We start from the raw sequence: 22,786 nt of genomic DNA, 5'->3' as shown, positions 1-22,786 counted from the left end.
CGACGACAGGACGGACCATGCGCAAGCTGACGATTGGCGACGTCACCATCACCAGCATCATCGAGCGTGACGGCCCCTGGCGCGCGCCCGAGGCCATGTTCCCCAAGGCTGCCGCGGCGCCCGACCTGCTCGCCGAACGCCTGAAGGAGGTCGAGCCGGAGACCTACGATCCGGCTTCCGGCAAGATGGTCATCACCTACCAGACCTATGTCGTGCGCACCCCGCACCACACCATCCTCGTCGATACCTGCACCGGGGAGGACAAGGGCTGGCCAGCGCCGATGGACTTCCCGAAGCAGCCCTGGCTCGACGGGCTAAAGGCCGAGGGCCTGTCCTTCGAGGACATCGACTACGTTTTCTGCACCCACCTGCACATCGACCATTCGGGATGGAACACGGTGCTGCGCGACGGCCGTTGGGTGCCGACCTTCCCGAACGCGAAATACGTCTTCCACAAGCGCGAATATGCGGCGTGGGCGGAAACGACCAAGGCCGGCATCGAGCGCCCCGGCGGCGGCGGCAACGTCCACCGCTTCAACTGCGAACCGATCGTCGAGGCCGGCCAGGCGCTGCTGGTCGACGACGACTTCCAGCTCGACGACCGCATCACCATCCAGCCGACGCCAGGCCATTCGCCCTGCCATTGCTGCGTGCACATCCGCAGCGGCGGGCAGCATGCCGTCGTGACGGGGGACCTGATGCACCACGCCCTGCAGGTCCATCAGCCGGACTGGTCCACGGTCTTCTGCTGGGATGCCGCCGAGGCGGAAGCCAGCCGCCGCACCTTCTTCGGCCAGGTGGCCGGCACCGATGCGCAGATCCTTCCGATCCACTTCCCGAACCCCACGGTTGGTCGCATCGAGGCGAACGGAGACCGCTTCCGCTGGCGCTACATCCGCTGACCCTGACCCCTGCTTGACGCCGCCGCCCCTGGGTGGTCGGTTCCGGCGAATTCGGAGGATCGCACCATGGACCACAACCAGCCCCACGCCGCCAGCGAGGAGACCCGGATGCTCCGGGACCTGGTCGCGAAGTTCGTGGAACGCGACCTCATGCCGCTGGAACCGGCCGTTCTGAAGCGCGAGGCGACCGGCGGCGGCTTCAAGCTGTCCGAGGAGGAGGAGAAGACCCTCCTCGCCCGTTGCCAGGAACTCGGCCTGTGGGGCCTCGACGTGCCGGAGGAATTCGGCGGCGCCAACCTGCCGCTGCTCTCCCTCGCGGCCGCGGAGGAGGAGATGGCCCGCGCCTGCGTGCCCTTCACCATCCCGCCCGACAGCCCGAACCTGCACATGATGCTCTCGGTCGCGAGCCCACTGCAGCGCGCCAAGTACCTCGACCCCTATGCGCGCGGCGAGCAGCGCTCGGCCATGGCGATCTCCGAGCCCGGCGCCGGCGGCGATCCCGCGGGGATGACGACGCGCGCGGTGAAGGACGGCGACCACTGGGTCATCAATGGCCGGAAGATCTGGGTCTCGAACGTTCCGCGCGCCGACTTCATCATCCTCATGGCCCGCACCGGCGATGGGAAGCGCCAGGACGGCATCACGGCCTTCATCGTCGAGAAGGGCACGCCCGGTTTCGTCATCGAGCGCGAGATCCCGATGGTGGGCGGGCGACGCACCTATGAGCTCGTCTTCGAGGATTGCCGCGTGCCGGCCGAGAATGTCCTCGGCGAGCTCGGCCGCGGCTACGCCCCGATGCAGCTGCGCCTCAACGTGCGGCGCATGCAGATGGGGGCACGCTGCATCGGCATGGCGCGCCGCGCGCTCGAGATGATGACCGAGCAGGCGCAGAACCGCGTCACCTGGGGCGTGCGCCTCGCCGACCGCCAGGCGATCCAGTGGTTCGCGGCCGAGGCCGTGATGGAGATCCATGCCTGCCGGCTGATGGTGCAGGACCTCGCGGCGAAGCTCGATGCCGGTGCGGATGTCCGCATGGAGGCCTCGATCCTCAAGGTGCGCGCGACGGAGATGGCGCAGTCGGTGCTCGACAACGCCATGCAGACCTGGGGCGCGATGGGCGTCACCAAGGAACTGCCGCTGCAGCTGATGCACCAGCAGGTGCGGCTGATGCGGGTCTACGAGGGCCCGTCCGAGGTCCATCGCAGCGCGATCGGCCGCCGCACGCTCGGCGGGAAGGTCTGAGGCCGTGGCGCTGCCGCTCGACGGTCTCCTCGTCCTCGACCTCGGGCACATCTACCAGGCGCCCTATGCCGGCTTCCTGATGGCGCAGGCCGGCGCGACCGTCATCAAGATCGAGCCGCCGACCGGCGAGCCGCTGCGCCGCCGCGCCATGGTTGCCGGCGGCTCGGTGCCGATGGCGATGCTGAATTCGAACAAGAAGGGCCTCTCGCTCGACCTCAAGAACCCGAAGGGGCAGGAGGTCTTCCTGCGCCTTGTCGACCGCGCCGACGTCGTCATCGAGAACTTCTCGCCCGGCGTGATGGACCGGCTCGGCCTGGGGCACGAGGCGCTGCTGAAGCGCAACCCGCGCCTGGTCTACGCGGCGGGCTCGGGCTACGGGCAGACGGGGCCGGACAAGGACCGGCTGGCCATGGACCTCACCGTCCAGGCCGCGGTCGGTATCATGCACACCACCGGCTATCCGGACGGGCCGCCGACCAAGGCCGGGCCGACGGTCTGCGACTTCCTCGGCGGCACGCACCTCTACGGTGCGATCATGACCGCACTCTTCGCGCGCGAGCGCTCCGGCAAGGGCACCTATGTCGAGGTCGCGATGCAGGACGCGGCCTATTCGACGCTCGCCTCGGCCATCGGCATGCATTTCGGCGGGCAGCTGAAGAACGTGCCGCCGCGCACGGGCAACAGCCATGCCGGCCTCGCCATGGCGCCCTACAATGTCTACCCGGCGAAGGATGGCTGGATCGCCATCATCGTCGTGACGGAAGCCCATTGGGACCGCCTGCTCCGCGCCATGGGAGAATCGGACCTGATCGGCGACGAGCGCTTCCGCAGCAACCCCGACCGCGTGAAGCACATGGCCGAGGTCGACCGGCTCGTCACCGCCTGGACCTCCGCCCACAGCCGCGCCGAGCTCGAAGCCCTGACGCGCGAGCACGGCGTGCCCGCCGCGCCGGTTCGCACGCTCGAGGAAGTGCTCAACGACCCCGGCATGCACGACCGGGGCATGCTGCGCTGGGTGGACCACCCCGAGGTCGGCCATGTCGTCCTGCCCTCGACGCCGCTGCGGATCGAAGGTGCGCCACCTCCGGCCTTCGCCCCGAGCCCCTTCCTGAACCAGCACGAGGCCGATGTCCTGGGCGGTCTGCTCGGCATGAGCGAAGGCGAGCGGGATTCGGTCCGCGGAGCCGGGGGCCTCGGGCCGCGCTTCAGCGGCCGGTGAAGCTCGGCCTGCGCTTTTCCAGGAAGGCCGCAGCACCTTCCCGCCGGTCTTCGGTGCCGATGGTCGCGGCCTGTTCCGTCTCGGCGAGTTCGATCGCCTCGGACAGCGACTGCAGCGGGGCCAGCGCCAGTTGGCGCCGGATGATGCGCAGCGATCGCGGCGAACAGTTCCCGACGATATCGGCGACATAGGCGCGCACCGTCGCGGCGAAGCCGTCGGCCGGCAGCGCGCGCACCAGACCCATCGCGGCCGCTTCCTCCGCCGTGATGGTGCGGCCCGACAGCAGCAGGTCGGCGGCGTTCATCGGTCCGATCGCACGCGGCAGGGTCCAGGCGATGCCGTGCTCGGCGATCAGCCCGCGGCGCGGAAAGGCGCAAGCGAGCTTCGCACCCGCGGCCATGAAGCGCACATCGCAATACATCGTCACGGCCAGCCCGACGCCCGCCACCGCCCCGTTGATCGCCGCGATCACCGGCTTGCCGATGTTCAGGATGTAGGAGTAGCGGCGCGACAGATCCTCGACCGGCGGCGGATCGCCCGGCGGGGGCGTGACGCCGGTGAAGGGCGGCCGGTCGGGCTTGCGGCCGGCGATGCCGGTGACGTCGGCACCGACGCAGAAGGTGCTGCCCGCGCCGGTCAGGATCACCGCGCGCACGTCGTCATCCGCGGCGATCAGACCGAAGGCCTCGCGCACCTCGGCTTCGGTCACCGGCGACCAGGCGTTGCGCTTCTCCGGCCGGTTCAGCGTGATCGTCGCGATGCGGTCGGCGACCTCGTAGGTGATTTCCGTGAAGGCCATGGCGGGCGGTTCCTCAGCGCGACGGCGTGCGGGCGCGCTGGGCCGCCCATTGCTCGTCGGTCCAGTCCAGCATCTCCTGCGCCCCGGCCCGCGCACCGCCCAGCAGCCGCCGGCCGCCATCCGCGACAACGCATTCGCCGGTGACGTAGCCGGCATGATCGGAGACGAGGAAGGCGGCGAGGTCGGTCAGTTCCTCGTGCTTCCCGGCGCGGCGGAGCGGCACGCCGTCATGCTCGACGCCACCGGGGCGCAGGCGCGCGACCGCGGCCTCCGTGGGAAAGGTGCCGGGCGCGATCGCCACCAGCCGGATGCCGCGCGGTCCCCACTCGACGGCGAGGCTCTGCGTCATGGCCAGCAACCCCGCCTTCGCCATGGCGGATGGCGCGGTGAAGGCGCCGCCCTGCAGCGCCGAGAGCGTCAGGATGGACAGCACCACGCCCGGCTGCCCTGCATCGATCCAGCGCCGTCCGCAACCGATGGTGCAGTAGGCAGCCCCGTGCAACGTCGTGCCGAGCACCGCATCGACCGCGCGCGCTGACAGGCGATGCGTCTGCGCCAGGAAGTTCGCCGCCGCATTGTTCACCAGGATGTCGGCCGGCCCGTGCCGCCAGACATCGTCCAGCATCGCCTCCACCGCAGTCGCGTTGCGAACGTCGCAGGGATGCGTCGTGACCTGCGCGCCCGGAACCTCCGCGCGCAAGGCCTCGGCAGTCGTTTCCAGCACCGCCACGCGCCGCCCGCAGATCGCGAGCGACGCGCCGAGCTCCAGGAACCGCTTGCCGATGCTGCACCCGAGCCCGGTGCCGCCGCCCGTCACCAGGGCGCGGCGGCCGGCGAGCAGCCCCGGCGCGAAGGCCATCTCAGGCGCCCTTGTAGGTCGGCTTGCGCTTCTCGCGCATCGCCGCCAGCGCCTCCTTGTGGTCATCCGTGGTGTGCGCGACCGCCTGCATCGCGGACGACATCTCGAGCACGGTGTCGAGCCGGTTGTTCCAGGCCTCGCGCAGCAGCCGCCGCGCCATGCGCACAGCCTGGGGCGGGTTGGCGGCGACGCGCGCGGCGAGCGCCTTCGCCGCCGGGATCAGCTCCGCATCCGGCACCACGCGCGACACCAGCCCCGCCGCCAGCGCGTCCTGCGCCGTCAGCGAATCGCCGGTCAGCGCCATCTCGGACGCCTTGGCGAAGCCGACGATGCGCGGCAGCAGCCAGGCACCGCCGTCGCCGGGAATGATGCCGAGCTTCACGAAGGATTCGGCGAAGCGCGCGCTCTCGCCCGCGATCCGCAGGTCGCACATGCAGGCAAGGTCGCACCCCGCGCCCATCGCCGGCCCGTTCACCGCCGCGATCACCGGCATTTCGAGCTGCTCGAGCAGGCGCGGGATGCGCTGGATGCCCCAGCGGTAATAGCCGCGCGCCTGAGCCGGGGTGCGCTCCTTCGGGCCACTCGCCGCCTCGCCCATGCGGCGCACATTGCCGCCGGCGCAGAAGGCCGTACCGGCGCCCGTCAGGATGGCGACCCGCACCTCCTGCCCCGCATCGAGCGAGGACAGCGTGTCGAGCAGCGCGTCCTGCATCTCGGGGTCGAGCGGGTTGCGCGACTCCGCACGATTCATGGTGAGGAGGGCGATGCCCTCCTCGATCTCGACCTTCAGCGGCGCGTCCATCGGCATTTCCCCCGTATGAGGCGGCGGAGGATGGAGCGCGCCCGCGGACCCGGCAAGCCGGGCTCAGCTGGCCTCGATGCCCAGGCGCCGGATCAGCGCCCCCCACTTCTCCGCGTCGGTACGCACGCGCTGCCCGAAGGCGGCGGTGGATTCGGGCGCCATCTCCACCCCCATGCCCTCGAGACGTTCCTTCACCGCGGGCGTCATGAGGATGCGGTTCAGCTCCGCGTTCAGGCGCTGCTGCAGGGCCGGATCCATGCCCTTCGGACCGAAGGCGCCGTACCACACCGCCATCTCGTAGCCGGGTACGCTTTCGCCCACCGTCGGCACGTTCGGCTGGCGGCTCCAGCGCGCAGCTTCGGTCACCGCCAGCAGGCGCAGCCGTCCGCCCTCGACATGCGGCATGGTCTGCGTCGCGGCGCTGAAGAACAGCTGTGTCTGCCCGCCAACCGTGTCCGTCACCGCCGGCTGCCCGCCGCGATAGGGCACATGCACCATGCGGACGCCGGTCATGCTCTCGAACAGCGCGGCGCAGAGGTGGTTGGTCGATCCGGGCCCGGCGGAGGCATAGGCCAGATTGTCCGGGTTGGCGCGGACATAGGCGATGAACTCCGGCACCGTCTGCGCGGGCACCGACGGATGCACGACCATCGTGTTGATCGCGAAGCCCAGCATGGCGAGCGGCGTGAAGTCCGCCACCCCGTCGAAGGGCATGGACCGCATCAGTGCGTGGTTCATCGCGTGGGTCGACATCGACCCGAAGAGCAGGGTGTGCCCGTCCGGCGCCGCCTTGGCGACGGTATCGGACCCGATGTTGCCCGATGCCCCGGTGCGGTTCTCGACCAGCACGGGCTGCCCCAGCGCCTGGCCCAGCGGTTCCGCCACGATCCGCCCGAGGATGTCGGTGGTGCCGCCGGGCGCCCAGGGGATGATCAGGCGGATCGGTCGGCTGAAGGCAGTCTGCGCGGCGAGCGGCAAGGGCGCAAGGAGTGCCGTCGCGGCGAGCAGCGGCCGGCGGCGGATCAGGCGGTGCATGGAGGTCTCCCGGGTCATCGATCGTCATCCGGCGCGAGAAGGGCCGGCGCCGCCAGCGCTGCAAACACCGCGCCGAGCGCCGCGTCCTCCTCGGTGAAATGGCCCGCGGCGTGCAACAGGTTCACCGACCCGAGCGGCCGCCCGTTCCAGCGCACCGGCAGGTTCATCGCGCTCCCGAGGCCCAAGGCTGCGATCTTCTCATGGTCGGGGTAGGCCCAGGCGATGTCGGCGGCGTCGCGCCCGATCCAGGCGCGTCCCTCGACCAGCACCCGCTGCGTCCAGGGGTGCTCCCAGTTGACCGGTTTGAAGCCGGCGACGGGATAGGCCTCCGCATCGCTGCTGTAGACGCGGCGATTGCGGCCGGCCGCGGCGTCGTGGCGCATGACGGTGAACAGCCGATGGCCGATGCAGGCGGCGGTCGCCGCCTGAAGGGCCGCGAACAGCGCGGCCGGCTGGCCGGGCAGGATCATGGCCGCGGCCACCGCGCGCAAATGGGGTAAGGGATCCGGTCGGGTCATCGACAAGCCATAGCGCAAAGCCGCGCCCGCCTCACGGGGGGGCAGGATCAGCGTGGAGCCGGCGCCTGGCCCGGCACGGTGATGCTCATCGAATCGGATCCCGCCGCTTCCCGCGCCCGGCGCACCCGCGCCTCGAGTTCCGTAAGCTCGGCGCGCCGTTCCGCGAGCCGCGCCTCGGTCGCCGCGATCTGGCCGGCGATCTCGGCGCGGCGGCGCTCGACGGCCGCCACTTCGGTCCGCATGGCGTCGACCTGCTGGGCGACCTCCGCGCGCCGCTGCTCGGCCGTGGCCAGGGCCGAGCGAACCGCATCGGCCTGCGCCGCGGCCTCGCCGCGCCGCAGATCAGCGGCTTGGACCTCGGCCTGCAGCCGGTCGACATGGGCGGCGAGCTCGCCCCGCCGACGGTCGGCGGCCGCGACCTCGGCGCGCAGCGCCTCGTTCTGAGTGGCCAGCTCGGCCCGCCGCCGATCCGCCCCCGTCACCTCGCCGCGCAGCGCCTCGTTCTGCCGGGCGAGGTCCTGGCGCTGCCGCTCGGACGCGGCCACCTCCTGGCGCAGTGCCTCGGCCTGGCGCTGCAGCGCCTCCGCTTCGCCGCGCGCGGCCTGCACCGTCCCGGCGGTGCGGCGGGCCTCCTCGGCCTGGGCCCGGGCGCGCTCGGCTTCCTGGTCGGCCGCCCGGGTGGCAGCCACGGCGCGGCGATCGGCCTCCGCCGCGGCCTCGCGCCGTTCCGCCGCTGTTCGCTCGGCCGTTGCGGCCTCTCCGCGCAGGGCAGCCAGGCGGCGTTCCTCGCCCCCGGTCATGTCGCGCAGTTCCGTCGCCCGGCGTTCGGCGGCGGCGACCTCGGCACGCAACTCCCCCACGCGGCCCTGCAGGCCCCTCAGATCAGTCGCGGCCTGGTCACGCGAGGACGTCAGCCTGCCGATCTCGGCTTCGAGCTGCGCCACGCCCTGCCGCCGGGCATTGGCCTCGCCCTGCGCGACATTCGCTGCCTCGCGCGTCTGGACGAGGCGCTGCTCCGCCGCGGCGACCTCGGCGCGCAGGCCTTCGCGCCGGCGCTCCTCCTCGCCGGCGCGGGCCATCAGCGTGCCGAGCCGGGCTTCGGCGGCGGCGACCTCGCCGCGTGCCGCGGTAGCGCGTTGCTGTTCGGCCTGGGTATCGCCACGCAGGATGCCGAGTCGACGTTCCGCTGCGGCGGCCTCGGCCATCCGGTTCTCCAGCTGCAACCGGGTCTGCTGCGATTCGGCCCGCAGCGCTTCGAGCCGCCGGGTCTGCGCCTCGAGCCGCTGCCGCATGGCCTCGGCTTCCTGGTCCGCCGCGCCCCGATTCTGGTGGGCGGCCGCCAGGTCTCGCCGTGCCGCAGCCAGTTGGCGCTGAACCGCTGCGAGGTCGCCCCGCGCCTGCCGCTCCGCCGCCAGGGCCTGCTCCAACTCGCCGACCCGCGTCGCGAGGTCCTGGCTGCGGGCCTGTGACGCCGCGAGGTCCCGTTCGAGGCCCTCGACCCGCGCGCTGCGTTCCACCGTCAGTCCGCAGGCCGGCAGAAGGCTGACCGAGGCGAGCAGCGCCGCCTTCACGAGTGCGCGGGATCGCGGCATTGCGGGGGCCTCTCCTTCGGTCCGGCGACGCGCGGGATCTCCGTCCCGCGACGGCATCGCACATAGCAAGGGGCTAGCTGCCCGCGGGAGTCCAGTCACGCCAGGTTGCAGGCGCGCACGTAGCGCGTGTGGCCGTGCTCAGTCGGGCCCCTGGTCCAGCCCCGCACGTAGCCGGCCATCCGGGTCCGCGATCAGCCCTTCGCGCAGGAACAGGTCGATCAGCACCAGATTGACGTTGAACTTCACCTCGTCGGTCCGGCGCACGGCGTCGAGCAGCCGGGCGGCGGGCCAGAGCTCGAAACGCTCGACCTCGTCGTCGTTCGGCCGCGGCGCGACGCCGTCGGGGATCTCGAGGTCGTAGACATGCAGAACGTCCCGCCGCAGCCCCTCCCCGTTCCGCATGACGTAGGAAATGCGGCCGGCACGCCGCGCCGTGACGGCGAGGCCAGGTGGCAGCGACGCCTCCTCCCCCGCCTCCTTCACCAGGCATTCGTCGGGCGACAGGCCGGCAGGGATCCCGCCGGCGACGATGTTGTCGAGCTGCCCCGGCGCCACGGCCTTGTCGCGCGACCGCACGCCCATCCAAAGATGCAGCCCGTCCGCCCGTCGGACGATGCCGTTGACGTGCACGCCCTGGGACATCACGCCGAAGGCCGGCAGCGCGCCCCGATCGAGCGTCGCGAGCACCGGGCCGTTGCTCGTCTCCCGCACGTCGAACAATTCGCGGCGGATCCGCAGGAAGGCGCCGGCCGCGAGGGATGGCAGCGCCTGGGCCAGTGCCTCGCTGCGCGCCCCCGGGCTGCGCAGCCGGCCGGCCATCGCGACGCCATCCGCGCCGAAATGGAAGTCGCGCGGGCGGAAGGTCAGCGCCTGGGCCAGGTCGGGGTCGACCCAGCCGACCTGCGCCGTGCCGATCCGGAAGGGGATCAGCCCCGCCGGCGAGGTGATGTTGTTGCAGGCGTCGATGTGGCGCTGGAGGCTGGGGTCGGGCATGGGCGGATCTTGTGCCCCGCCACGCGGGCCACGCCAATTGCGCGCGACGCTTCCGGCGCAGCCTCGGCAGCCGGCCCGGACTTCCGGGCGGGCGGCGTTTCGAGGCATCCTGCGTCCGCCCCAGCGCGCCAGGATGGCGTCCATGCGCGGGGCGCGCTTCCCCTCGCCGCGCTTCGGCCCCATCTGCGCGAGCCAGACCGGAGTCCAGATCGCTTGCCCCCTTCGACAGACAAGGCCGATGGCAGCCATGTCCGCGCCCTGATCCGCATCGCCCCCTATCTCTGGCCGAAGGGGGCGGTCGAACTGCGCCTGCGCGTCATCGCCGCGCTGGTGCTGGTGGCCGCAGCCAAGGCGGCGAACGTGCTGGTGCCGATCGCCTATGCGCGCGCGGTGGACGCGCTGGCACCGAAGGATGGCGTCGGCGCCATCCTCGCCATCCCGGTCGCACTGATCGTCGGCTACGGGCTGCTGCGCGTCATGTCCTCGGCCTTCGGCGAGTTGCGCAACGCCATATTCGCGAAGGTGCAGGCGCGCGCCGCGCGGCGCGTGGCACTCGAGGTCTTCGAGCATCTGCACGCGCTGTCCATGCGCTTCCACATGGACCGGGCGACGGGTGGCCTGTCGCGAGTCATCGAGCGCGGGGTGCGCGGCATCGCGACCTCGCTGAACTTCCTGCTCTTCAACATCATCCCGACGATCGTCGAGATCCTGTTCGTCGCCGTCATCCTGTGGTGGCTGTTCGCGGTGTCCTTCACCGTGACGATGCTCGGGACCATCGCGGCCTACGTCGCCTTCACCCTGCTCTTCACCAACTGGCGCCTGCGCTTCCGGCGGCAGATGAACCAGCTGGACGAGGAGGCGAACACCAAGGCGGTGGACAGCCTGCTGAACTACGAGACGGTCAAGTACTTCAACAACGAGGCGCACGAGGCCCGCCGCTACGAGGAAAGCCTGACGCGCTACGAGCGCGCCTATGTGCGGTCCGAGACCACGCTCAACATGCTGAACGCCGGCCAGGCCTTCATCATGGCGGTCGGGCTGACGATCACCATGCTGCTCGCGGGATCCGGCATCGCCCAGGGGCACATGACGGTCGGCGACTTCGTGATGGTCAACACCTACCTGATCCAGATCTACCAGCCGCTGAACATCCTCGGTTTCGCCTATCGCGAGATCAAGCAAGGGCTGACCGACATGGAGCAGATGTTCACGCTGCTCGAGGTGCCGGCCGAGGTGAAGGACGCGCCGGGCGCGCCCGCCCTCGCCAAGGGCCCCGGCGAGATCCGCTTCGAGGACGTCCGCTTCGGCTATCGCCCGGACCGGGAGATCCTCAAGGGCGTGTCGTTCACCGTGCCGCCCGGCCGCATGCTGGCGATCGTCGGGCCGACCGGCGCGGGCAAATCCACCATCTCCCGCCTGCTCTTCCGCTTCTACGATGCGACCGGCGGCCGCGTGACGGTCGACGGCGAAGACGTCCGGGGCGTGACGCAGGCGAGCCTGCGCCAGGCGATCGGCGTCGTGCCGCAGGACACCGTGCTGTTCAACGACACCATCCGCTACAACATCGCCTATGGCCGGCCGGGAGCGACCGAGGCCGAGATCGAGGACGCCGCCCGCCACGCCCAGGTCCATGACTTCGTCATGCGGCTGCCCGAAGGCTATGCGACCCGGGTGGGCGAGCGCGGGTTGAAGCTCTCGGGCGGGGAGAAGCAACGCGTCGCCATCGCGCGCACCATCCTCAAGGACCCGCGCATCCTGATCCTGGACGAAGCGACGAGCGCCCTCGACACCCGCACCGAGCAGGAGATCCAGGCCGCGCTGCGCGACGTCTCGCGCAACCGCACGACCCTTGTCATCGCACACCGACTCTCCACGGTGGTCGAGGCGGACGAGATCATCGTCCTGCAGGACGGCCGCATCGCCGAGCGCGGCACCCATGCGACCCTGATCGCCGCGGACGGCCTCTACGCCGAGATGTGGCGGCGCCAGGCCCAGGCCGTCGCGGCGGCCGAGGCGGCTGCCCGCGCCCAGGCCGAAGCGGACCTTGACCGTCCCCGCGGCACACGCATCGGGGAAGCCGCCGTGTGAAGCCCGCAGGGCTTCCCCGCGGCCCTCGCCAGTCCTATCTGCCCCAAGGAAACAAGGAGAACACGGCATGCAACAGGACCCCTCGGGCATGGCCCCGGAGGATCTGAGCCACGCCGGCTCGGTCGTGGACAAGGCGATCGAGTACATGATGGAGCAGCGCATCGCGCCGATCTCCATCGCGTCCGCCCTGCTCGGGGGGGCGCTCGGCCTGCTCGCCCGGACCATGGACGACCGGTCCGTGGCGGCCGTGCTGCGCAATGCGCTCGCCTCGGTCGAGAACGGCGAACTGGCCGAGGCGCGGCAGGGCCAGCCACCGCAGGCTTGACGCGGCCGCCCGGCTGGGCCAAAAGCCGCGCCTTCCTCGGTTCCACCCGCGTGCGGGAGTCCTTCCGCGCGCCCTGATCGTTTCGGGAATACCATCATGGCCCGCCGCTGCGGCATCACCGGCAAGGGCGTTCTGACGGGCAACAACGTCAGCCACGCCAACAACAAGACCCGCCGGCGCTTCCTGCCGAACCTGCAGGAGACCTCCTTCTGGTCCGACGTGCTCGGCACCCAGGTGAAGATCCGCCTGTCCACCACGGGCATCCGCACCGTGGAGCACAATGGCGGCCTCGACGCCTTCCTGCTCGGCACCCCGGACCGCAAGCTGGCGGCCGAGGCGGTGACCCTGAAGCGCCGCATCGAGCGCGCCCAGGCCAAGAAGGCGGCCTGAACCGCGCCGCCTCCGGGCGGATGGAAGGGCGGCGCCCGTGGGGCGGCCGCCCTTTTTCATGCCCGAACGGCAGGCCGCGGACCCGCCTGTTGCGCCCGGCCGGATTCCGGACCACATAAGTCGGGAATCAACGCCAACCGCGGAACGCCGCCATGTTCATCGAGACCGAAGCCACCCCGAACCCCGCCACGCTGAAGTTCCTGCCCGGGCGGGATGTGCTCGGCGACCGCGGGACGGCGGATTTCACCGGCCCCGGGGATGCGGCGGGCCGCTCCCCGCTCGCCGAGCGGGTCTTTCAGGTGGGCGAAGTCGCCCGCGTCTTCCTCGGCGCCGATTTCGTGACGGTCACCAAGACCGAGGATGCCGACTGGACCCTGCTGCGCCCCCGCGTGCTGGGCGCCATCATGGAGCATTACCTGTCGGGCTTGCCGATCATGGAGGCCGGCGAGGCCGATGGCGAGCACGGCGAGGATTTCGACACCGCCGATCAGGAAGTCGTCGCCCAGATCAAGGAACTGCTCGACACCCGCGTGCGCCCGGCCGTGGCCGGCGACGGCGGCGACATCGTCTTCCGGGGCTTCCGCGACGGCATCGTCCGGCTGCGCATGCAGGGCGCCTGCTCGGGTTGCCCGTCCTCCCGGGCCACCCTGAAGCATGGCGTCGAGAACATGCTGCGCCACTACGTCCCCGAGGTGGTGGCCGTGGAACAGGTCGAGGCCTGATCCAGGTCCGGGGCGCGCCGCCCCCCCCCCCGCGGACCGGCGCGTCATTTTTTTTGCTGATCGCCGCCATTCGTTGCCTGCCCTGGCCCTACCGGGCCTAGCCGCCATATCGAGGGCACAGCGATACTGCTTGCGCAGGAACCCCGACATGGACGTGAACATGGCCACCGAGACCCTCGACGACCGCGCGCTCGATCAGCTCTTCCGCGAGGCCCGCACCCACAACAAGTGGCAGGACCGCCCCGTCCCGGATGCCAAGCTGCGCGAGCTCTACGACCTGATGAAGTTCGCGCCGACCTCGGCCAACGCTTCGCCCGGCCGCTTCGTCTTCGTGCGCACGCCGGAAGGCAAGGCGAAGCTGAAGCCGGCGCTGTCGGCCGGCAATCTCGAGAAGACGATGAACGCGCCGGTCACCGTCATCGTGGCCCATGACCTGCACTTCTACGACAATCTGCCGAAGCTCTTCCCGCATGCGCCGGATGCGCGGAACTGGTTCACCGGCAGCCTGTCCTTCGCCGAACAGACGGCATTCCGGAACGGCTCGCTGCAGGGCGCCTACCTGATCCTCGCCGCCCGGGCGCTCGGCCTCGATGCCGGCCCGATGAGCGGCTTCGACGCCGCGAAGGTCGACGAGGCCTTCTTCCAGGGCACCAATTGGAAGACCAACTTCCTGGTCAACCTCGGCTATGGCGATCCCGAGGGCCTCTTCCCGCGCAACCCGCGGCTCGACTTCGAAGAAGCCGCCCGCTTCGAGTGATCCGCAACGGGGCGCCAGGGGCGGCGCCCCGAAGCGTTTCAGGGCGCCGCCCGCGCATTGCTTGAACCGCGGCCTCCGCCATCCGATTGTAGGGCCTCGCGTTCGGCAGCACGGGTGACACGGGAATGTCTCGGCGCTTCCTTCGACAGGCAGTAATGCTGGCTCTGGTCGCTCATGCGGCCCCGGTCCTGGCGCAAAAGACCGGGGCCGAGAGCCCCGCGGTCGGCGGCCTTGGGTTGGGATCGCTCGGCGCGGACGGGAGCGCGGCGATCAGCGCCGGCCTCCGGTTGTTCCCCGGCTCCACGGCGGTTCCGCAGCCGGCGCCGCCGCCGGCCGTGGCGCCCGCCGCCGTGGCCGGTCCCGCGACCAAGCCGGCGCCAACGGCGCCGCAACCGATCGCGACGGCTGGCAAACCGCTTCCCCTCCCCCGCGCCGGTGCGGCGGCCATGCCTTCGGCCAGCCCGACCGCCTTCCGGCCCGATCCGGCCATTTCGCAGCGCGTGCGCGCGCAGGTCCTCGCCGCCGCGATGCCCTCCAGCCCGAACCCCGCGGGCCTGCGTCAGGCCGTGGACTCAGGCGCGCCCTGGCAGGAATTCGACCGGCTGCTGATCCAGCATGGGTATGACCCGCGCGACCTCGCCGATGTCGTGGCGGCCTTCTACCTCATCGCCTGGGAGGTCGCGACGGGCGGTGACGCCACCACCCAGCGCGCCGGCATCGCCGCCGTGCGCGGGCAGGCACGTCAGATGCTGGCCGGGAACTCGCCTCTCGCCCGGCAGTCCGAGGCCGAGCGCCAGGCGACCGCCGAAACGCTCGCCTTCTACGCCATGGCCGCCGCGGCCCGTGCGAACGACCTGCGCGTCGCGGGCAATGGCACCGCCCTCACCGCCTTCCGGGCCGAGGTCGCCGCCACGGTCGCCCAGCAGCAGGGCATCGACCTGCGCCACTATGCGCTGACGCCGGCCGGCTTCCAGGCCCGCTGACCCCTGCGGGAGATCAGACGGCCCCCGTGCGCCGATAGGCGAGGATCGCCGCGGCAAGATCCTCGCCCGCCCAGCCGACCGATTTGAACAGCGTAATGTCCTGGGCCGAGCGGCGTCCCGGATGCACGCCCCGGCACAATTCGGCCAGGTCTGCCACCACCGATGCCTCGGTGATGGCGCCCTCCGCGATCGCCTGCACGATGTCGCCCGCCTCGGCGAAGGCTCCTGTCCGCGTGTCGACGACCACGGTGGCACGCGCCAGCAGGGCGCCGTCGGCCTCGCGCATGTCACGCCGATAGGCGCCGATCAGGTCGACATGCGTTCCCGGCGCCACCTCCGCGCCCCGCACGAGGGCAGACGTCGCCAAGGTGGCGGCGGAGACGATATCCGCCCCCGCCGGATCCGGCCGATCAACCGCACGCGCCGGCAGGCCTTCCTCGGCCAGGGTCGCAGCCAGGCGCGCGGCATTCGCCGCCGTCGGCGACCAGATGCGGATGTCCCGGATCGGGAACCGCGCGGCATAGCCTTCGGCCAGGGCGCGCGCGACCTTGCCGCTGCCCAGCAGCAGGAGCCGCGAGGAGTCCGGACGGGCGAGGAAGCGCGCCGCCAGCAGGCTCGCCGCGGCGGTCCGGCGGTCGGTCAGCTCCCCGCCATCCAGCAGGGCCAGCGGCGCGCCCGTTACGGCGTCGGAAAGTAGATAGGCGGCGTGCACCGCGGGCAGTCCCCGTGCCGCGTTTCCGGGCGCCACGTGCACGATCTTGACGCCGGTATGCCCGCCGGCCCGCCAGGCGGGCATCAACAGCAGCGTATTCTCGGTCCCCTCGCCGTCCGGCATGGCATGGCGGTGCCGCAGCGGCGCCTCGCAGCCATCGCGGAACATGGCCTCCAGCGCCTCGATCAGGGCATCCCACGGCAGGGCGGCGCGTACGGCCTCGCGGTCCAGTTGCAGCATCCTCGATCGGTCTCCGGCTGGGAAGAACGGTTTGCCTTTCCGGCCCGTCCTTTGCTAGGCCCGCCCACCCGAGGGGGCGTCGAAGAAGAGGGCAAGGGCGTGCGATGCGCGTTGATCCGTGCCCGGCCGTGGCGCAGCATGGCCCCTCGGGAGATGGAACGGGCCCGCCGGGACGGTTGGACGGGCTGAAAGATCAAGGGAGACTGACAGTGCAGCAGATTTCACGGCCCGGCTTTCTGCGGGCGATCGGCGCGGCGGTTATCGCCGCTGCCGTCGCGATGCCCGCCGCCGCGCAGCAACCCGCGGCCGGCGGTTCCTCGCCCACCATGGACGCGATCCGTGCCCGCGGCACCCTGATCTGCGGCGTGAACACCGGCCTCGCCGGCTTCGCCCAACCGGACAGCCAGGGCGTCTGGCGCGGCTTCGACGTCGATTATTGCCGTGCCGTCGCGATCGCCCTGTTCAATGATCCGGACAAGGTGCGCTACGTCCCGACCACCGCCCAGAACCGCTTCACCGCGCTGCAGTCCGGCGAAGTCGACATGCTGGCGCGCAATACGACCTGGACCCTGTCGCGCGACACCTCCCTCGGCTTCGACTTCCCCGCCATCACCTTCTTCGACGGCCAGGGCTTCATGGTGAAGGCGAGCCTCGGCGTGCGCAGCGCGAGCGAGCTCAACGGCGCCACGATCTGCGTGCAGCCCGGCACAACCACCGAGCAGAACCTGACGGACTGGGCCCGTGCCAACCGCATCCAGTTCCAGCCGGTGGTGATCGAGCGGCTCGAGGAAGTGGTGAATGCCTACCTCGCCGGCCGTTGCGACGCCTACACGACCGACGTGTCGGGCCTCGCCGCCACCCGTTCGGTCCAGCCGCGCCCCGCCGACCACGTCATCCTGCCCGACGTGATCAGCAAGGAGCCGCTCGGCCCGGCCGTGCGCCACGGCGACCAGCGCTTCGCGGATCTCGTGCGCTGGATCCACTTCGGCCTCGTGACGGCCGAGGAGCTCGGGCTGACCAGCCAGAATATCGGCCAGGCCGCGGCCGACGCGCGTCCGGACGTGCAGCGCCTGATCGGCCGCACGGGCGATCTCGGCCGGATGCTCGGCGTGGACAACGCCTTCATGGTGAACATCGTCACGCGGCTGGGGAATTACGGCCAGATGTTCGAGCGCAGCCTGACGCCGATCGGCATCCAGCGCGGCCCGAATGCCGTGTGGCCGGCCGCGGGTGGCCTGCAGTACGCGCCGCCCTTCCGCTGACAACGTGAACCGCGGGGCGGGGGCGATCCCCCGCCCCGCTGCATTTCCCCGCCGCTCCGGCGGGCAACAAGATCCTGGTGAGGCTCAACCTGATGTCCGATGCGACCGTCGACCCACGCTTCCGTCGCAAACCGCCCAAACGGCCAATCCGCCTGTCCTGGGCCGATGAACGGATCCGCGGCATCGTCTGGCAGGTCCTGGTCGTCGGCATCATCGGCTCGATCATCTGGTGGCTGTGGTCGAATACCGTCCACAACCTCGAGGTCCGCCGCATCGCGACCGGCTTCGGCTTCCTGAACCGCGAAGCGGGGCTGCCGATCGCCGAGAGCCTGATTTCCTACGAGCCGACCGACACCTACTTCCGCGCCCTCCTCGTCGGCGTGCTGAACACGTTGAAGGTGGCCGTGGTCGGCATCGTGCTCGCGACCTTCCTCGGCACGGCCATCGGAATCGCGCGTCTGTCGAAGAACTTCCTGGTCGCGAAGATCGCCGGCTTCTACGTCGAGGTGATCCGCGACCTGCCGCTGCTGCTCCAGCTGTTGTTCTGGTACACGATCATGCAGGGCCTGCCCGGACCGCGGCAGGCGCTGAAGCCGGTCGAGGGCGTGTTCCTGTCGAACCGCGGCTTCAAGGTCCCCGCCCTGGTCTGGGAACCGGCGCACACCGCAGCGCTCATCGCCTGCATCGCCGGCATCGTCCTGACCTGGCTCTACGCCCGTTCGGCGCGCGCCAAGCAGATGGCCGATGGTCAGCCCCGCAAGGTCTGGCCGGCAGCCGTCGCGCTCATCCTCGGCCTGCCCGTGCTGACCTGGCAGGTGATGGGCGCCCCGTGGGAGATCGACTGGCCCGCGCTGCGCGGCTTCAATTTCCGCGGCGGCATGTCGATCAGCCCCGAATACGCGGCGCTGCTGATCGGCCTCGTCACCTACACCGCCGGCTTCATCGCCGAGGTGGTCCGCGCCGGCATCCTCTCGGTGAACCTCGGCCAGTGGGAGGCAGCGCAGGCGCTCGGACTCCGCCACGGGCAGGTGTTGCGGCTGATCGTGCTGCCGCAGGCGCTGCGGGTGATCATCCCGCCGATGACCTCGAACTACCTGAACCTGACGAAGAACTCCTCGCTGGCGGTCGCCATCGGCTACCAGGACATCGTCAGCATCGCGAACACCACGCTGAACCAGACGGGCCAGGCGATCGAGGGCATCGCGATCATCATGCTGGTCTACCTGACGATCAGCCTTTCGATCAGCCTCTTCATGAATTGGTACAACGCGAAGATCGCGTTGGTGGAACGGTGAGGGCCCGGCCGTGAGCGACATCACCGCCAACACACCCGCCATGTCATCGAGCGAGCCGCGGAGCGCCCCGCTCACCGCGGTGGGCCCGATCGCCTGGCTCCGGACCAACCTGTTCTCCGGCTGGCTGTCCACGGCCGTCACGCTGGCGCTGGGCTACCTGATCGTCCGCGCTGTCATCGGCTTCGTGGACTGGGCCTTCATCAACGCCATCTGGTCGGTGCCCGTCTCGCCGACCGGCGTGGCGCAGACCCAGGCCTGTCGCGACCTCCAGGGGTCGGGGGCATGCTGGGCCGTGGTGACCGAAAAGCACCGCTTCATGCTCTTCGGCACCTACCCCTACGAGCAGCATTGGCGCCCGGCCATCGTCTGCCTGCTGTTCATCGGGCTCTACATCGTCTCCTCGATGCGGCGCTTCTGGAACTGGACGCTCATCCCGATCTGGATCGGCACGCTGACCACGATCGGAATCCTGATGTGGGGCGGCATCCTCGGCCTGCCCTATGTCCCGCAGGAGCGTTGGGGTGGCCTGCCGATCACCTTGATCCTCGCGACCTTCGGGCTCGCCCTCGCCTTCCCGCTGTCGATCCTTGTGGCGCTGGGGCGGCGGTCGAACCTGCCGGCGATCAAGGTGCTGTGCGTCCTCTATGTCGAGCTGATCCGCGGCGTGCCGCTGATCTCCCTGCTCTTCATGGCCTCCGTGATGTTCCCGCTCTTCCTCCCGGAAGGGATGAACATCGACAAGCTGCTGCGCGCGCAGATCGCCATCACGCTGTTCGCCGGCGCCTACCTCGCCGAAGTGGTGCGCGGCGGCCTGCAGGCGCTGCCGAAGGGCCAGTACGAGGCCGCCGAGGCCATGGGCCTGTCCTACTGGCAGAAGACCGGCCTCATCATCCTGCCGCAGGCGCTGCGGCTGGTGATCCCGCCGCTGGTCAACACCTTCATCGGCTTCTTCAAGGACACCTCGCTGGTGCTGATCATCGGCATCTTCGATCTGCTGACCGCGGGCAAGACCGCGATCGTCGAACCCTCCTGGCAGGGCTTCGGCGTCGAGGTCTACGTCTTCGTCGGCCTCATCTACCTCTGCTTCTGCTTCGCCATGTCGAAGTACAGCCAGGGGCTGGAGGCGGAACTCAACCGCCACCGCCGCCGGTGAGACCCGACATGCCGAAGGACATCCGCCCGACGGGCGCAACATTCAACGATCTGGGACACGTGACCGCATGAGTGCAGCCATCGAAACGACGGAAGTCCATGTCGCTTCCGCCATGCGCACCGACGCCCCGCCGGCGATCGTGCTCGACAAGGTGAACAAGTGGTTCGGCGCCCTGCACGTCCTCCGCGACGTGGACCTGCAGGTCGCCACCGGTGAACGCGTGGTGGTCTGCGGGCCTTCGGGTTCGGGCAAATCCACCATGATCCGCTGCATCAACCGGCTGGAAACGCACCAGGAAGGCAAGATCCTGGTCGACGGGATCGAGTTGTCGGACGATGTCCGCGCGCTGGACGCCATCCGGCGCGACGTCGGGATGGTGTTCCAGTCCTTCAACCTGTTCCCGCACCTCACCATCCTCGAGAACTGCACCCTGGCGCCGATCTGGGTGCGGAAGATGCCGAAGAAGCAGGCCGAGGAACTCGCCATGGAGTACCTGACCCGGGTGCGCATCCCGGAGCAGGCAAAGAAGTACCCCGGGCAGCTCTCGGGCGGTCAGCAGCAGCGCGTGGCCATCGCGCGCGCGCTCTGCATGAAGCCCAAGATCATGCTGTTCGACGAACCGACCTCCGCGCTCGACCCCGAAATGATCAAGGAGGTGCTCGACACCATGGTCATGCTGGCGGCCGAAGGCATGACCATGATCTGCGTGACCCACGAAATGGGCTTTGCCCGGCAGGTGGCCGATCGCGTCGTGTTCATGGACCGCGGCGAGGTGGTGGAATCCGGCACGCCGGACGCCGTCTTCAACGATCCGAAGACGGAGCGCCTGAAGCTCTTCCTGAGCCAGATCCTCCGGGGTCACTGAAGGCCGAGACGGCGGGCACGGGGCCCGCCGCCTTCGTACCGGCGGCGCACCGGCCTCTTTGCGGCAGGATTGCGGCGGCGGTGCCGGTGTGTCTATCAATCGCGCCGATTTTGCACCGCCGCGAGGCCCCGAGTGACCGCTCCCGCCGCCGACCAGGCTCAGTCCCCAGCACGCCAGGCGCTCACCCCGGCCCTCATCCTCGGGGTCCTTGGCGTCGTCTACGGGGACATCGGCACCTCGCCGCTCTACGCACTCCGCGCGGCGCTCCTCCATTTCAGCAGTGACGGGCTTGAGCGCTGGGAGATCCTCGGCGTCCTCAGCCTCATCATCTGGGCGCTGATCCTCACCGTCACGGTGAAGTACGTCGTCTTCATCCTGCAGGCGGACAACCGCGGCGAAGGCGGCATCCTCGCCTTGATGGCGCTGGCGCAGCGAACGGTTGAAGGCGAACGCGCGAAGTGGTTCGTCGCGCTGGTCGGGATCAGCGGCGCCTGCCTGTTCTTCGGCGACGGCATCATCACGCCGGCCATCTCGGTGCTGTCGGCGGTGGAGGGTCTGAAGGTCGTCTCGGACGCCTTCGATCACATGGTCATCCCGATTGCGGTGATCATCCTGTTGGCGCTTTTCCTCGTCCAGTTCCGCGGTACGGGCAGCATCGGCGCCATCTTCGGTCCGGTCTGCGCGGCCTGGTTCGGCGCGTTGGGCATCCTCGGCATCGTCGAGATCGTCCAAAACCCGTCCGTGCTGGCAGCGCTGTCGCCGCACTACGCGATCCAGTTCTGCCTCGCCTACCGGTTCGCCGCCTTCATCGCCTTCGGTTCGGTCGTCCTGGCGGTGACCGGGGCAGAGGCGCTCTATGCGGACATGGGCCATTTCGGTCGCCGCCCGATTCGCTGGGCTTGGCTTTGGCTGGTGCTGCCGTCGCTGACGCTGAACTACCTCGGCCAGGGCGCCCTGGTCCTGCGCGTCCCGGAGGCGCTGGAAAACCCCTTCTACCTCCTTGCCCCGGAATGGTTCCGCCTGCCGATGGTCATCCTGGCGACCGCAGCGACCATCATCGCGAGCCAGGCGATGATCTCGGGGGCCTACACCATCGCCCGGCAGTGCGTGCAGCTTGGTTTCATCCCGCGGCTCGAGGTGAAGCACACCAGCGAGACCGAGGAAGGGCAGATCTACATGCCGCAGGTGAACATCCTGCTGCTGATCGGCGTGGTGATCCTGGTGCTGTCCTTCCACAACTCGGACAACCTCGCCGCCGCCTACGGCATCGCCGTCACCGGCACCTTCGTCTGCACGTCCTGCCTGGCGCTGCTGGTGTTCCGCCGGCAGTTCGGCTGGGCGTGGCCGCTGGTGATCGGGGTGTTCGGACCGCTGCTGCTGCTCGACCTGCTGTTCTTCCTGTCGAACGTGCTGAAGATCCCGCAGGGCGGCTACGTGCCGCTGGTGCTGGGCGCCGCCCTCTTCGCCATGATGACGACGTGGCACCGCGGCCGCGAGTTGCTGTTCGCCCGGTTCCGCCAGGACGGGCTGCCGCTCAAATCCTTCATCGCGCGCCTGCCGCAGTCCCGCACCGTGCGGGTACCGGGCATGGCCGTGTTCATGACCAGCCAGGCCGATTTCCTGCCCGGCGCCCTGTTGCACAACCTCAAGCACAACAAGGTGCTGCACGAGCGCGTACTGTTCGTGACGGTGACCAATGAGGGCATTCCGGTCGTGCCGCCCGAACGCCGGCGGACGGTCGAGGAGCTCGCCCCGGACATCCACCGGGTCTCGCTCCGCTACGGCTTTCAGGAAAGCCCGAACATCCCGAAGGAGCTCGAGTCGCTGCGCGACATCGGCATCGCCTTCGAGCCGATGCAGACCTCCTACTTCCTGGGGCGCGAGACCGTCGTCGCCGCCGCGGTGCCCAAGATGTCGCATTGGCGGCAGTGGCTCTTCACCATCATGTCCCGCAACGCGGTCCCCGCGACCGAGTTCTTCCGAATCCCGTCCGATCGCGTCGTGGAGCTCGGCGTGCGGGTGGCGATCTGAGC

Annotated in this window: 22 protein-coding genes; 14 read left to right on the top strand and 8 right to left on the bottom strand. The window is 70.2% G+C overall.

The features are described 5' to 3' along the window. Positions 1-17 precede the first annotated feature (17 nt). The 3 genes from GWK16_RS21940 to GWK16_RS21930 all read left to right on the top strand — a co-directional run bounded on the left by GWK16_RS21940 (position 18) and on the right by GWK16_RS21930 (position 3,363). Positions 18-902 (top strand): MBL fold metallo-hydrolase, encoded by an 885-nt coding sequence (locus GWK16_RS21940; protein ID WP_170056113.1) that lies wholly within the window; start codon positions 18-20, stop codon positions 900-902. A 66-nt stretch (positions 903-968) separates the two neighbouring features. Beyond that, on the top strand, positions 969-2,144 hold the full coding sequence (locus GWK16_RS21935) for an acyl-CoA dehydrogenase family protein (RefSeq protein ID WP_170056112.1): 1,176 nt from the start codon (positions 969-971) through the stop codon (positions 2,142-2,144). Between the two features lie 4 nt (positions 2,145-2,148). Then, complete coding sequence (locus tag GWK16_RS21930) at positions 2,149-3,363, top strand: CoA transferase (RefSeq protein WP_170056111.1); 1,215 nt, start codon at positions 2,149-2,151, stop codon at positions 3,361-3,363. Here GWK16_RS21930 and GWK16_RS21925 read toward each other — a convergent pair. The 7 genes from GWK16_RS21925 to GWK16_RS21895 form a co-directional block, all read right to left on the bottom strand. Then, entirely contained in the window at positions 3,350-4,162 is an 813-nt protein-coding gene (locus tag GWK16_RS21925) for an enoyl-CoA hydratase-related protein (protein WP_170056110.1), read from the bottom strand. The two genes, GWK16_RS21930 and GWK16_RS21925, sit on opposite strands and share 14 nt — an antisense overlap. Before the next feature lie 13 nt (positions 4,163-4,175). After that, complete coding sequence (locus tag GWK16_RS21920; RefSeq protein ID WP_170056109.1) at positions 4,176-5,021, bottom strand: SDR family oxidoreductase; 846 nt, start codon at positions 5,019-5,021, stop codon at positions 4,176-4,178. A 1-nt stretch (position 5,022) separates the two neighbouring features. Continuing rightward, positions 5,023-5,823 carry a crotonase/enoyl-CoA hydratase family protein gene (locus tag GWK16_RS21915; protein WP_170056108.1) on the bottom strand — a complete coding sequence of 267 codons (801 nt, stop codon included), beginning with the start codon at positions 5,821-5,823 and terminating at the stop codon, positions 5,023-5,025. A gap of 63 nt (positions 5,824-5,886) precedes the next feature. Next, on the bottom strand, positions 5,887-6,876 hold the full coding sequence (locus GWK16_RS21910; RefSeq protein ID WP_170056107.1) for a Bug family tripartite tricarboxylate transporter substrate binding protein: 990 nt from the start codon (positions 6,874-6,876) through the stop codon (positions 5,887-5,889). Next, complete coding sequence (locus GWK16_RS21905; RefSeq protein WP_248291549.1) at positions 6,873-7,328, bottom strand: GAF domain-containing protein; 456 nt, start codon at positions 7,326-7,328, stop codon at positions 6,873-6,875. The genes GWK16_RS21910 and GWK16_RS21905 overlap by 4 nt, the downstream gene beginning before the upstream one ends. A gap of 95 nt (positions 7,329-7,423) precedes the next feature. Next, positions 7,424-8,968: a coiled-coil domain-containing protein gene (locus GWK16_RS21900; RefSeq protein ID WP_170056105.1), complete on the bottom strand. Its 1,545-nt coding sequence runs from the start codon at positions 8,966-8,968 to the stop codon at positions 7,424-7,426. A gap of 138 nt (positions 8,969-9,106) precedes the next feature. Further along, on the bottom strand, positions 9,107-9,961 hold the full coding sequence (locus GWK16_RS21895) for an NUDIX hydrolase (protein ID WP_170056104.1): 855 nt from the start codon (positions 9,959-9,961) through the stop codon (positions 9,107-9,109). 213 nt (positions 9,962-10,174) lie between these two features. On the opposite strand from GWK16_RS21895, the gene GWK16_RS21890 reads away from it, so the two are divergent. The 6 genes from GWK16_RS21890 to GWK16_RS21865 all read left to right on the top strand — a co-directional run bounded on the left by GWK16_RS21890 (position 10,175) and on the right by GWK16_RS21865 (position 15,226). Then, on the top strand, positions 10,175-12,049 hold the full coding sequence (locus tag GWK16_RS21890) for an ABCB family ABC transporter ATP-binding protein/permease (protein ID WP_170056103.1): 1,875 nt from the start codon (positions 10,175-10,177) through the stop codon (positions 12,047-12,049). A gap of 67 nt (positions 12,050-12,116) precedes the next feature. Beyond that, entirely contained in the window at positions 12,117-12,374 is a 258-nt protein-coding gene (locus tag GWK16_RS21885; RefSeq protein WP_170056102.1) for a hypothetical protein, read from the top strand. 96 nt (positions 12,375-12,470) lie between these two features. Then, entirely contained in the window at positions 12,471-12,764 is a 294-nt protein-coding gene (gene rpmB / locus GWK16_RS21880) for a 50S ribosomal protein L28 (protein WP_168043091.1), read from the top strand. Between the two features lie 152 nt (positions 12,765-12,916). Beyond that, entirely contained in the window at positions 12,917-13,486 is a 570-nt protein-coding gene (locus GWK16_RS21875; RefSeq protein WP_170056101.1) for a NifU family protein, read from the top strand. Between the two features lie 148 nt (positions 13,487-13,634). Continuing rightward, positions 13,635-14,243 carry a malonic semialdehyde reductase gene (locus GWK16_RS21870; protein WP_248291548.1) on the top strand — a complete coding sequence of 203 codons (609 nt, stop codon included), beginning with the start codon at positions 13,635-13,637 and terminating at the stop codon, positions 14,241-14,243. A 446-nt stretch (positions 14,244-14,689) separates the two neighbouring features. Next, positions 14,690-15,226 carry a DUF6683 family protein gene (locus GWK16_RS21865; RefSeq protein ID WP_170056100.1) on the top strand — a complete coding sequence of 179 codons (537 nt, stop codon included), beginning with the start codon at positions 14,690-14,692 and terminating at the stop codon, positions 15,224-15,226. Positions 15,227-15,239: 13 nt separating this feature from the next. On the opposite strand, the gene lhpI is transcribed toward GWK16_RS21865, so the two are convergent. Next, positions 15,240-16,178 (bottom strand): bifunctional Delta(1)-pyrroline-2-carboxylate/Delta(1)-piperideine-2-carboxylate reductase, encoded by a 939-nt coding sequence (gene lhpI, locus GWK16_RS21860; RefSeq protein ID WP_170056099.1) that lies wholly within the window; start codon positions 16,176-16,178, stop codon positions 15,240-15,242. A 278-nt stretch (positions 16,179-16,456) separates the two neighbouring features. Here lhpI and GWK16_RS21855 point away from each other — a divergent pair, with 278 nt between their 5' ends. The 5 genes from GWK16_RS21855 to GWK16_RS21835 all read left to right on the top strand — a co-directional run bounded on the left by GWK16_RS21855 (position 16,457) and on the right by GWK16_RS21835 (position 22,784). After that, positions 16,457-17,440, top strand: a complete 984-nt coding sequence (locus tag GWK16_RS21855; RefSeq protein WP_248291558.1) for an amino acid ABC transporter substrate-binding protein — start codon at positions 16,457-16,459, stop codon at positions 17,438-17,440. Between the two features lie 92 nt (positions 17,441-17,532). Beyond that, a complete protein-coding gene (locus GWK16_RS21850; protein ID WP_170056097.1) occupies positions 17,533-18,735 on the top strand; it encodes an amino acid ABC transporter permease in 1,203 nt (400 codons plus the stop codon). Between the two features lie 10 nt (positions 18,736-18,745). Continuing rightward, positions 18,746-19,888, top strand: coding sequence for an amino acid ABC transporter permease (locus GWK16_RS21845; RefSeq protein WP_408903927.1), 1,143 nt, complete (start codon positions 18,746-18,748; stop codon positions 19,886-19,888). A 67-nt stretch (positions 19,889-19,955) separates the two neighbouring features. Beyond that, complete coding sequence (locus tag GWK16_RS21840; protein ID WP_170056096.1) at positions 19,956-20,753, top strand: amino acid ABC transporter ATP-binding protein; 798 nt, start codon at positions 19,956-19,958, stop codon at positions 20,751-20,753. Between the two features lie 132 nt (positions 20,754-20,885). Beyond that, a complete protein-coding gene (locus tag GWK16_RS21835) occupies positions 20,886-22,784 on the top strand; it encodes a KUP/HAK/KT family potassium transporter (RefSeq protein WP_170056095.1) in 1,899 nt (632 codons plus the stop codon). Positions 22,785-22,786: the final 2 nt, after the last annotated feature.

It is taken from the genome of Neoroseomonas marina, assembly GCF_012927745.1.
Classification (GTDB): Bacteria; Pseudomonadota; Alphaproteobacteria; order Acetobacterales; family Acetobacteraceae; genus Neoroseomonas; species Neoroseomonas marina.
Note: the sequence above shows the minus strand (reverse complement) of the source record. Positions and strands in the feature narration are given on the sequence as shown.